The 10,383-nt window shown below is 72.5% G+C and carries 9 protein-coding genes; 3 read left to right on the plus strand and 6 right to left on the minus strand.

Annotated features, from left to right (window positions below):
- Window positions 1–535 (minus strand): SDR family NAD(P)-dependent oxidoreductase (locus tag K6I34_RS22380; protein ID WP_229328114.1); only part of this gene is annotated, 535 nt, incomplete at its 3' end.
- Between the two features lie 385 nt (window positions 536–920).
- Here K6I34_RS22380 and K6I34_RS22385 point away from each other — a divergent pair.
- Window positions 921–1,580 carry a hypothetical protein gene (locus K6I34_RS22385; protein ID WP_229328115.1) on the plus strand — a complete coding sequence of 220 codons (660 nt, stop codon included), beginning with the start codon at window positions 921–923 and terminating at the stop codon, window positions 1,578–1,580.
- Between the two features lie 273 nt (window positions 1,581–1,853).
- The gene (locus K6I34_RS22390) at window positions 1,854–2,255 is read left to right on the plus strand and encodes a hypothetical protein (RefSeq protein ID WP_229328117.1); all 402 of its coding nucleotides are present in this window, start codon (window positions 1,854–1,856) and stop codon (window positions 2,253–2,255) included.
- Between the two features lie 76 nt (window positions 2,256–2,331).
- Here K6I34_RS22390 and K6I34_RS22395 read toward each other — a convergent pair whose 3' ends face one another.
- The 4 genes from K6I34_RS22395 to K6I34_RS22410 form a co-directional block, all read right to left on the minus strand.
- Entirely contained in the window at window positions 2,332–3,327 is a 996-nt protein-coding gene (locus K6I34_RS22395) for an alpha/beta hydrolase family protein (protein ID WP_229328118.1), read from the minus strand.
- A 239-nt stretch (window positions 3,328–3,566) separates the two neighbouring features.
- Complete coding sequence (locus K6I34_RS22400; RefSeq protein WP_229328119.1) at window positions 3,567–5,159, minus strand: serine/threonine-protein kinase; 1,593 nt, start codon at window positions 5,157–5,159, stop codon at window positions 3,567–3,569.
- Between the two features lie 4 nt (window positions 5,160–5,163).
- On the minus strand, window positions 5,164–5,943 hold the full coding sequence (locus K6I34_RS22405) for a serine/threonine protein kinase (RefSeq protein ID WP_229328122.1): 780 nt from the start codon (window positions 5,941–5,943) through the stop codon (window positions 5,164–5,166).
- A 224-nt stretch (window positions 5,944–6,167) separates the two neighbouring features.
- The gene (locus K6I34_RS22410) at window positions 6,168–6,980 is read right to left on the minus strand and encodes a GGDEF domain-containing protein (RefSeq protein WP_229328120.1); all 813 of its coding nucleotides are present in this window, start codon (window positions 6,978–6,980) and stop codon (window positions 6,168–6,170) included.
- A gap of 222 nt (window positions 6,981–7,202) precedes the next feature.
- Here K6I34_RS22410 and K6I34_RS22415 point away from each other — a divergent pair, with 222 nt between their 5' ends.
- Window positions 7,203–7,586, plus strand: coding sequence for a DUF779 domain-containing protein (locus tag K6I34_RS22415; RefSeq protein ID WP_229328121.1), 384 nt, complete (start codon window positions 7,203–7,205; stop codon window positions 7,584–7,586).
- Window positions 7,587–7,702: 116 nt separating this feature from the next.
- Here K6I34_RS22415 and K6I34_RS22420 read toward each other — a convergent pair whose 3' ends face one another.
- On the minus strand, window positions 7,703–9,907 hold the full coding sequence (locus K6I34_RS22420) for a putative bifunctional diguanylate cyclase/phosphodiesterase (protein WP_374230990.1): 2,205 nt from the start codon (window positions 9,905–9,907) through the stop codon (window positions 7,703–7,705).
- Window positions 9,908–10,383 lie beyond the last annotated feature (476 nt).

The raw sequence follows: 10,383 nt of genomic DNA on the forward strand, positions 1-10,383 counted from the left end.
ACCCCGGGCACACCGCGTTGGCCCGCAGCCCCTGCGGCCCGTAGTCGACGGCGAGAGAGCGGCAGAGGTGGAGCAGCCCCGCCTTGGACGTCGCATAGGCGGCGTTGCTGACGCTGTTGCGCAGCGCGGCGACCGAGGCGACCGCGACCACCGCGCCGCGGGCCGCCAGCAGATGCGGCAGCGCGGCACGCAGCAGCAGGAACGGGCCGGTGAGATTGGTCCGTATCGACTCTTCCCAGTCCTCGACCGCGATGTCGCCGACCGCGCCGGCCCTCCCGATTCCGGCGTTGAGTACCACACCGTCGAGTCTGCCGTAGGCCGCCACCGTCGTCTCGACGAGCTCGCGCACGGCCTCGGGGTCGGCGGCGTCGGAAGAGTGGGCCAGCGCTCCGGTCTCCTCGGCCACCCGGCGCAATGGCTCGGGCCGCCGCCCGGAGATCACGACCTGGTGCCCGGCGGTGCGCAGCAGCCGGGCCGTGGCCGCCCCGATTCCCGTTCCCCCGCCCGTCACCAGGACAACACGCTCTTCCGACATTGTCGTTCGCCTCCGAAGGTGGTCGGCTTCCGGTTCCCGCACTGCGAGCTTACGTAGCGCCGGCACCGCCGGGCCGACCGGGTGCCGCTGCCGTCGGCACTGTGGCCCCGGGCTTTCCAGGGACCCCGGCGATGGCCTCCGGCCCGCGAGAAAGACGGCCAGAGGCCCGGTTGAAGCCCAGTCGGACCTCATTACCGGGCGACTTTTCCGAGCGCGGCCGGATCGGGGTGCATTTCGTTCGCCAAGAGATTTCCAGAGCTGCTTCGCCGCCCAAAGCGCAGAAAAGGCCGCACATGCCGCAATCGCCGAACTCTGGCGGCGCATAAGCATCCATCACCGCCGCCGAAGAACTGCGTCGAAACGCGGGTCCCGCGATGATGAGCTCATGACACCGATCACCAGGATGGACCTCACCGGTTTCGCGGAGCGGGAGCCCGGGGTCTGGACCGACGAGCAGGGGCTCGTCCTCTCCGTGCACTTCTTCGGCCTCGTTCCCGATCTGCCCGCATCCCTCGACGAGCCGGACCGGCTCCGGCACGGGCTGGCCCTGTCCGCCGCCCGGGCCGGCGGCGGCCTGATCGAAGCCGTGCTCGGCGAGGTGGACACCCTCCCCGGCGTCCGGCAGCTCATCAAAATCCCGCGGCCCAACGGCTACGGCCTGGTGTTCATCGGCTCGTGGACGGTGCCGCGAGCCGGATGCAGCACCGTGGTGAAGGTGCAGGCGGCCGAAGGCCCGGTAACCGGCGCGCGCGAGGCCGTCGTCCTCGGCCGGCTGGACCCGTCGCAGTACTTCATTCCTCACCCGTACGGTCCGGACATCGCGGGCGGCCTGCCTTATCACGTCGCCGACCACGAGCAGTGGGACGCGCAGTTCCCCGACCACCCGCTCACCCGCGTACGGGCCGCGCTGGAGCGGATAACTCCCACCCTGGCCCTGCACGAGGGCTTCAAAGCGCTGCCGCCCTTCTCCTCTCGCAGTCACCCGGAAACCCAGCGCTCCGGCTCCGGCGCACGCCGCCGCTGGTTCCGGCGTCAGGGCCAGTAGGGCGCCTGGAGCAAAGGCAGGCGGCCTTGCGCCGGAGGCGGTTTTCACCAAAAGGTGGATATCCGCACGATCACCGAGAAGAGTGAACACTCTCCGGCGATTCGGTTCTCTGGAACGAAATGAGCCACCGGTTGAACCGTCGGCTGATTTGGATATGCCGCACCTCGGCAACATCTGCGCGAGGGCAGAACACCCCTTCTCTGAATTGGCGTCAACTGCCCATGCTGCACTAGAATTTACGCAGCGTACCAACAAAGAGGAGAGGCGCCGTCCATGGGCACCAAATTCATTGAGGTCGACGAATCCCACAAGGGTCAGCCCGGTGTGGAAGAAGGGGTGAAGACGATCGAGGTCGGCGGGCAGACGATCACGACGCCGATTTTCGTTCAGCGGATCGACTTCGACGACCTCGCCCCCGAGGTGACCGAGAGTCTGACCACGGTCAAGTTCGCCGTGACGGTGACCGAGGAGATGGAGGACCTGACGGGGGAGGTGGACGAGGACGGTTCCCCGGTGACGGAGATCAAGGAGATCCAGGTGCCCAAGTGGCTCGAGGTCGACCTGGGCCCCGATTCCCTGAAGCTCTACGAGGAAGTCATGGCGCCCTTCTACGCCGCCGCCCGTGAGACCGAGGCGCCGACCGTGCCCGCGCCCCGCAAGCGCCGGAAGAAGTGATTTCGGGCCCCTCTCCTGCCGTCGGTCAGGAGAGGGGCTTCGTGGTGACAGGGCGCCCTGAACCGCGAGCCGGGGCCTACGCCTTGCGGAGGCGGTCGATGATGCCGTCGAGGTCCTGGCTGAACAGGTCCGGACGGACCCAGTGGCCGCCGTCCACCTCATGCCACTCGTGCGGGATGCCGGCCCGGCCGAGGAAGCCCCGGAACTCCCGCTGGGTGTCGAGCACTGCGGTCTCGTTGAACCGGTCCCAGAAGGTCGGCAGGGGGCTGGTCCCGGCGACCATGAAGATCCGCTTGTTCCGGTAGCTCTCGACGCGCTCGCACGGGTTGTCCATGCTGACCCTGTTCTGGTCCCACGGCATGCCGTAGACCATGCCGCCGCCGAGTTCGATGGCCGCGGAGGAGGCGTTGGCCCAGTGGACGACCCCGCCGTTGATCCCGGCGGCGGGGCCGCGCAGGCTGGCCGGGCCGGAGTGGGAGCTCACCGAGGCGAAGTGCCCCCAGTACTTGGCCGCGTACTTCAGCGCGCCGAAGCCGCCCATGGAGAAACCGCCGACGGCGCGGCCGTCGTACTCGGCATACGTCCGGAAGTTGTCGTCGATCCACGGGATCAGCTGCTCGATATGGAAGGTCTCCCAGTTCCGGGGGCCGACGAGAGAGCTGACCGGGTTGGAGTACCAGCCCGCGTGCCCGCCGTCGGGCATCACCACGATGATCGGCTTGCCCGCGGTCAAGTCGCGGATGTGCAGGCGGTCCCAGGTGATGAAGTCCTGGTCCGTACCGCCCCCGTGGAGCAGGTACAGGACGGGGTACCGGCGTCCGCTGGTGTGGTAGTCGTCGGGGAGCAGGACGTTGACGGCCGGGTTCCAGCCGATCGCCGCGGTCTGGAACCGGTAGTACCACATGCGGGGGTCCGACTCGCCCGCTTCCATGATGCGCAGCCCGCGGCCGTCGCCCGCCGCGGAGGCCGTCGCCGCCGCGGCGAGGACGCCCCCGCCGCCGAGCGCCAGCGCCGCGGAGGTTCCGCCGACGGCCTTCAGGACATTTCTGCGGGTGGGGCGGTGCTCGCCCATCACGACCTCCTGGTTGTCGGTGCTGCCGAAGCTGCCGGTGCTGCCGGTGCTGTCAGGGCTGCCGGTGATTCGGGCACGCCCGGGTGGCGGCACGGTAGCCGCGGGCCGCCCGGGCGAGGCATCCGGAACGATCCGGAGTGACAGGGACGGAGATCCCCGGCAGGCTCGTGCGGTGCGAGGGGTGCTCTGCCGCGGTGGGCACGGGGCTGCTCCCGCGCAGTGCGCGGGAGCAGCCCCGTTCACCGTACGGGCGTCGGGCGTGGGCACTCCGGCACCGCGGGGCGGTCCTTCGTGCGCACGGCGGGCAGCCAGGCGGTGGGACGCGTGGAGCCCGCCGGGAGGCGCACGCGGTACCACTCGGCGGACTGGGCGTCCGTCTCGTCGATGATGGGCATCCCCCGCGGGAGCCGGCAGTCGACGGCGAGGACGTCACCGTGCCACACGCGGGTCGGAACGACGTTGTCGATGGTGTAGGGACGCAGAGGGTCGATGGCCAGACCGAGGCTGCACTCCGGGGCCCGGTCCGTACGGGCCCTGCACCCCTGCTCGGCGTTGAACACCCGGATACGGCCCGCAGCCTCGGCCGCCGCCGTGTCGGCCGAGACCGTCGCGGCGGGCGTGTCGGACGTGCCGTCGCGCCCTGCGTAGGACCCGTAGGACCCGATCCAGATGGCCGCTGCCGCCACCCCGCACACCGCGAGAGCGACGAGAGCGGCACGGATTCCGCTTCTCCTGCGTGCCGGGGGACGCCCGGCCGTGCGGCCGTCGTCCGCAGTGTCCGCAGTGACTTCCTTCGCGGCTTCCTCCGTGACTTCCTCCGTGGGCTGCCCGTCCACGACCGGCCGGTCGGCGATGCGGGCCAGCAGGCTCTCCGCGGTGTGCGCGACGCGGGCCGCGTGGGTCGGGGCCAGACAGTCCGCGGCCAGCCCGCGCCAGAACGGCGGTACCGAGTCGTCCATGCGGAGCGGCGCGCGTCCGTCGGCGTACTCCTGTGCCGCCGCGCCGCGCGACACCGGTGTGGCGCCGGGGAACGGCGGGGCGCCGGACGCGAACACCTCGTGGATCATTACGCCCAGGGCCCAGATGTCGGCGCTCGGCCGGATGCGTACGCCGTGCTCACCGAGTGGGGCCTTCCAGCGCTCCGGCGGAAGGTAGTCCAGCGTGCCCATCGGGGGCACGTACCCGTGGGTGGCGTGGTCGCCGGTGAGTTCCGCGGCGAGGCCGAAGTCCGAGAGCTTGACCGAACCGTCCGCCATGAGCAGGACGTTGTCGGGTTTGAGGTCGCCGTGCACCCAGCCGCTGCGGTGCAGGTGGGCCAGCCCCTCGCAGATCCCGGTGAACAGCCGGGCGCCCTCGGCCTCGGTCACTTCCTCCGCGAGCCGACTCCGCAGGCTGCGCTCGGCCCGCTCCATGACGAGGACGATCGCGCCGTCCAGATACGGGTGGCCCGGTTCGGCGAGGACGACGGAGTCCAGCAGGCGGATCAGCCGGGGATGGCGGGCGCGGCGGCCGAGTTCGACCTCGCGCCGGGCGGCTTCCGCGACGTTGCGGGCCTGGAGCGGCGCGAGCCCGGCGGTCGGCAGGAACTTGAGCGCGACGTCCTGCCGGTCCGTGCTCCCGACGCTCCCGGCCGCGGCGCCCTGCCCGTCCGTGTTCCCCGCGTCGTTCCCCGCGTCCGTGTTCCCCAGCCCGTCGCCGACCGGGCGTCCCGCGTAGACCGTCGCCCAGCCACCGGCCCCGATGGGCTCGGTGACCTCCCAGTCGCCGACCCGGTAGCCGCGCGGCAGGGAGGGCGTGCGGTCGCTTCCCGTGGTGCCCACCGGGTCGCGCACGGTCTCAGCCTCCGGGCCGGGGCGGAAGCAGCGCGAGGTGTTCCTCGCGTACGAGCCCGAAGCGCAGCGCGATGCCGACGACCGCCTCCCGCTTGCCGTTTCGGCGGGCCTCCCTGCGGGGCCCGTGCTCCTCGGGGACGCCGATCCGCATCTTCTCCTCGGCGATGTAGTCGATGTGCGAGCTCACCGCCCGGGCCGTCAGCGGGCCGCAGTCGGGGTGGCTCCCCAGCCGCTCGACGATCTGAGGGGTCGTCGGCACCGCGACCGGCGACTCGTCGCGCAGCCGGGGTTCGCAGAGCGCGACCAGCACCAGGAAGTAACGGGACGTCTCGTCCAGGGAGTACGCGGGGAGGGTGCGGCTCCCCCACTGGCCGTCCGTGCCCGCGGGGTCCAGGTAGACGTGGTCGGGCGCGAACACCTGGAAGGCGACCGTGCCGGTGCCCCGGGTGGGCAGCACGACCCGGGAGAACTCGAAGGGGATGGGCGCTCCGGCGCGTCGCGGGGGCACTCTCAGGTACTCCCCCGCTCCTTCCGGGTTCTCCACCAGATAGCTCTGGGTCGTGCTGTGGTTGCTGAGCAGCCAGTGGTCGTCCGTCACGCGGATCTCCCCGGCGAGCCGGGAGATCGCGGCGTCGGCGAGGCGGAGTTCGACCGGGGTCGTCGCGGAGCCCCGTCCGAAGCGCGCCACTTCTCCCGGGCCGAGCCGCAGCGTCACCGCGTCACCGCACGGCCCCTCCCCGGCCCCGCCGCCCGACCTCGGCAGATGGACCACCACGCCGCTCATCGCTCCCTCCCCGCTTCCGCACAGCCGGTTGTCGCCCAGGCCGAACGTTACCCGCACCCATACCCATGGCGCGGGGCGGTTCAGCCGCTCGCCTTCGCTCGTTCCCATGGGCCCTCGGTGGGCCTTTGGCGGGCCTTTGAAGGGAAGGCGGAGCGGTACGGGATACCGCCTTCCCCGTCCGCCGGTGCGGTGGGGCGGGGGCGGGCCGCCCTCCCTCCGCCCGGTTACGAGGCCCTCCTTCGGGTCTGCGGAAGCAGGGTCAGGTGCGCGCCCGACCGGCCGGTACGGCGGACGTCGACGGGGCGACGGCCATGGGCGGTGCGACGTCCATCGGCCGTACGGCGACCGTCGGCGACGACGGGGCGGCGGCCATCAACGGCGGGGCGGCCGCCAGCGGCAGGACGACCGTCGGCGGCAGGACGACCGTCGGCAGCGGGACGACCATCGACGGCGGGGCAGACGTCCGCCTCACCCGCCGGGCGCCAGTGCTGGCCCAGCCGCTTCGCCGTGTACATGGCCTCGTCGGCGCCGCGCAGGAGGTCCGGCAGGGCCGCGCCGGGGCGGTGACTGGTGCGGCACACGCCGATGGACGCGCGGGGCGCGAGGGTGACGGTGCCGGTGTCGAGCGCGGCGGAGAGCCGGGCGCTCAGGCCGTACGTCAGCTCCGCGTGCAGGTCGGCGTCCGGCGCGAGGCGGACCACGGCGGTGTACTCGTCACCGCCCAGCCGCGCGGCGAAACCGCCGCGTTCGCGGCACCAGGCGCCGAGCCGTCGGCCGACCGCGGCGATGACCTGGTCGCCCACCGCGTGCCCGTGGGTGTCGTTGATCTGCTTGAACCCGTTGAGGTCGAGCAGCAGCACGGCGGCGTTCGGGTGCTTGACGGCACGCCGCGCCCGGGAGACGAACTCGTCACGGCACATGAGGCCCGTGAGGGGGTCGGTGCGGGCGGTGCGGAGGCGGCGGGCGAGGATGAGCGCGTGGGCGGCCCAGCCGACGGTCGGCGCGGCTATGGGCAAGGCCTGGACGAGGAGGTTCATCGAAGCACCTTCCGAACGAGAAGACAGGCCCGTCACGGCTTCGCGGATGCGGCGGCGTGCGGGCCGGCGGGTGGTCCGGTCATGCTGGAGATCCCCCCTTTCCGCTCGATCGGTGCGAACCGTGCGGTGCGAACCGCGGCCGCGCGCAGGGGCGTTCGGGACCGCGAGCCCTCTCCTCGCCCACGTCTGGCGGTGGCGCGCGTTCGAAGGCAGGCTGTCCGGATGGACAAGGACCTCTCCCGTGTCGCCCTCACCCCGGCAGCGGCCGGGCTGCTCCGTCGATTGAGCGGGAAACACGGGCACTTGATGTTCCATCAGTCCGGCGGGTGCTGCGACGGAAGCTCACCCATGTGCTATCCGCGCGGCGAGTTCCGCACGGGCCGGTCGGACGTGCTGCTGGCCGAGCTCGACGTCGACGGCGTGGACGAACCGATCGGGTTCTGGATGGCGGCGGACCAGTTCGAGCGCTGGCGGCACACCCACCTGACGGTGGACGTCGTCCCCGGCCGCGGCAGCGGGTTCTCGCTGGAGGCCCCGGAAGGGGTGCGCTTCCTCGTACGGTCGCGGCTGCTGAGCGACGACGAGTCGCGGGCCCTCGACGGATGACAGCGTTGTCGGGGTGAGCCGGGACGTCCCGGCTCACCCCGACAGCACGTCACCGGGACAGGGCACACTCACCACGAGCGTCCCGGCGTCCCCTACGGCTGCGGCTGCGACTACGACTACGACGCCGCGTCCACCAGCGACAGCGTCCGCAGCCGCTCCGGCGGGCCCGGCCGCGCGTAGTACCAGCCCTGTGCCGTGTCGCAGCCGAGGATGCGCAGGTGTTCGGCCTGGTTGCCCGTCTCGACGCCCTCGACCGTGACCGAGAGGTCGAGCGTGTGGGCGAGCGAGACGATGCCCTCCACGATCTTCACATCCACCGGGTCGGCGGGCGCGCGCTGCATGCCGCGGGTGAAGGAGCGGTCCAGCTTGAGCGTGCTGACGGGCAGGCGGCGCAGGTAGGCGAGGTTGGAGTAGCCGGTACCGAAGTCGTCGAGGGCGATGTCCACGCCCATGTCGGCGAGCTGGCGCAGCGGGCGCAGCTCCTCCTCGTCGGCGCCGATCAGCGCGTTCTCGGTGACCTCCAGGCAGAGCGCGGACGGTTCCAGGCCCGCGTTCTCCAGGATGGCGACGGTGTCGGCGACGAGGAACGGGTAGCGGAGCTGGGACGGCGAGAGGTTGACGTTGACGCGCACGGGGGGCCGCCCGGCGGTCTCCTGCTGCCAGGCGCGCGCCTGCCGGGCCGACTCCTCCAGGACCCAGCGCCCGAGGGGCACGATCAGGCCGGTGCTCTCCGCGAGCGGGATGAACTGGTCGGGCCCCAGTACGCCGTGGACGGGGTGCAGCCAGCGGACGAGGGCCTCGGCGCCGCGCACGGTGTCGTCGGTGAGCCGCACGAGCGGCTGGTACTCGATGAAGAACTCGCTGTTGTCGAGGGCCGCGGGCAGCCGGTTGGTGAGGCTGTGCCGGGCGATGACCCGGGCGTCGGAGTCGGCGTCGGCCAGCTCGTAGCGGTTGCCGCCCGCGGCCTTCGCCCGGTACATCGTGATGTCGGCGCTGCGCAGCACCTCCGCCGCGTCGAACTCGCCCGCGGCGCCCTCGACGATGCCGATGCTGGCCCGTACGGACAGGTCGCGGTCGTCGAGGCGGATGGGCCGGGAGAGGGCGGCGAGCATGCGCCGGGCCAGGGAGATCGCGTCGGCCTGCGCGGTCGGGCCGGTGAGCAGGGCCACGAACTCGTCGCCGCCGAGGCGGGCGACGAGTTCGGCGGGGGCCGTGGCGCAGGAGCGCAGCCGCTCGGCGACGGCGACGAGGAGCTCGTCGCCCACCGCGTGCCCGAGGCTGTCGTTGACGGACTTGAAGCCGTCGAGGTCGAGGTAGCACAGGCCGAAGCGGGCCGGCGCGACGTCGCCGCCGCCCGTCGCGGCGAGGGCCCGGTCGAGGTTCTCGAAGAAGAGGGTGCGGTTGGGCAGACCGGTGAGGGCGTCGTGGGTGGCCTCGTAGCGCAGCCGCTCATGGAGCAGCCGCCGCTCGGTGATGTCCTCCATGAGGGCGAGCTGGTACTGCGGCTTGCCGTGGGAGTCGCGGAGCAGCGCCACGGACAGGTCGGTCCACAGGACGCTGCCGTCGCCGCGGTAGTACGGCTTCTCGACGCGGTAGTAGTCGCGGTCGCCGCGGATCAGCTCGCTGTACATGCCCGGGATCTCCGGGTTGTCCTCGGGGTGGGCCAGGTCGTCGACGTTGCGGCCCATGACGTCGTAGCCCGGGCCGCCGAACATCCTGGCGAGGGCGTCGTTGACGTCGACGATCCGGCCGTCGACGTCCGCGATGCCGACGCCGATGGCCGCGCCCTCGAAGACCGCGCGGAACCGGGCCTCGCTGGTGTGCAGGGCCTTCTCCGTCTCCTGCTGGGCCGCCAGGGCCGCGCGGGAGAGGGCCTCCTGCTCGGCGAGGGCGCGCTCGCGCAGGGCCTGCGCGAACCCCGCGGAGAGGGAGTGCTGGAGGCGGGCGCACCGGGCGCGGGCCTCGGTGTCGGTGAGGGCCCCGCCCGGCGGGCAGTAGACCAGGAGGTAGGAGTCGACGGCGCCGAGGACCTTGGGCAGGGACTCGGGGTCGGTGCAGTGGGCACGCACGAGCGCGGCCCCGACCTCGGCGGCGGGCTCGGGGTCGAAGGGCCAGGTGTGCAGGGCGGCCGCGAGCCGGTCGGCGAGGGGGACGAGGTGCTCCTCGAACTCGGCGCGGCTCATCTGGGTCGCCGAGACGGGGTAGATCGCCCGGCTCCACAGCGCGGCGAACCGTCTGAGGCTGTCGTCGCGCACGGGGTGCCGTGCGGGGGGCCGCGCAGGGGACTGCGCGGGAGCGCCGGACGGCGCGGCGGCCCGGATACCGAAGGCGCGACCGCCCGAGGCCCGGCCGCCCGAGGCCCGGCCGTCGGAGGCCCGGCCGTCGGAAGCGCGACCGCCGGAGGCGCGATCACCGGGGGTACGGCCGTCGGAGGCACGGCCACCAGAGACAGAGCCGTCGGAGGCACGGCCACCAGCCGCGTCGGCCCCACGCCCGGCCCTCGTTCCCGCTTCCCGTTCCGGTTCCGTACGGTCCACCGCGTCCGGGGCCTCCGCCTCGGCGCGGCACTCCTCGCGGCTCGGTTCCTCCGGTGACCCCTCCGGCGACGGCCCGTCGCCGTGTCCCGTACGGCCTTCGTCAGTGCGGCCGTCCCCCGAGCGGCCTTCCTGCGCATGGCGCTCCGGTGCCTGGGCATCGCGGACGCAGAACCCGGCGGCCCTGCCCATCGCGGTGTCCAGGGCCGCAGCCCCGCTCCCGATACCCACCCCGACCCCGGTTCTGCTTCCGATTCCGATTC

The organism is Streptomyces sp. UNOC14_S4, assembly GCF_020740835.1.
GTDB lineage: Bacteria > Actinomycetota > Actinomycetes > Streptomycetales > Streptomycetaceae > Streptomyces.

Bases quoted from the DNA above. Each gene is read 5' to 3' on its own strand.
- K6I34_RS22405 (WP_229328122.1), bottom strand. From the start codon at position 5,943: ATGAGCGGCGTGGTGGTCCATCTGCCGAGGTCGGGCGGCGGGGCCGGG.
- K6I34_RS22410 (WP_229328120.1), bottom strand. From the start codon at position 6,980: ATGAACCTCCTCGTCCAGGCCTTGCCCATAGCCGCGCCGACCGTCGGC.
- K6I34_RS22415 (WP_229328121.1), top strand. From the start codon at position 7,203: ATGGACAAGGACCTCTCCCGTGTCGCCCTCACCCCGGCAGCGGCCGGG.
- K6I34_RS22385 (WP_229328115.1), top strand. From the start codon at position 921: ATGACACCGATCACCAGGATGGACCTCACCGGTTTCGCGGAGCGGGAG.
- K6I34_RS22390 (WP_229328117.1), top strand. From the start codon at position 1,854: ATGGGCACCAAATTCATTGAGGTCGACGAATCCCACAAGGGTCAGCCC.
- K6I34_RS22395 (WP_229328118.1), bottom strand. From the start codon at position 3,327: ATGGGCGAGCACCGCCCCACCCGCAGAAATGTCCTGAAGGCCGTCGGC.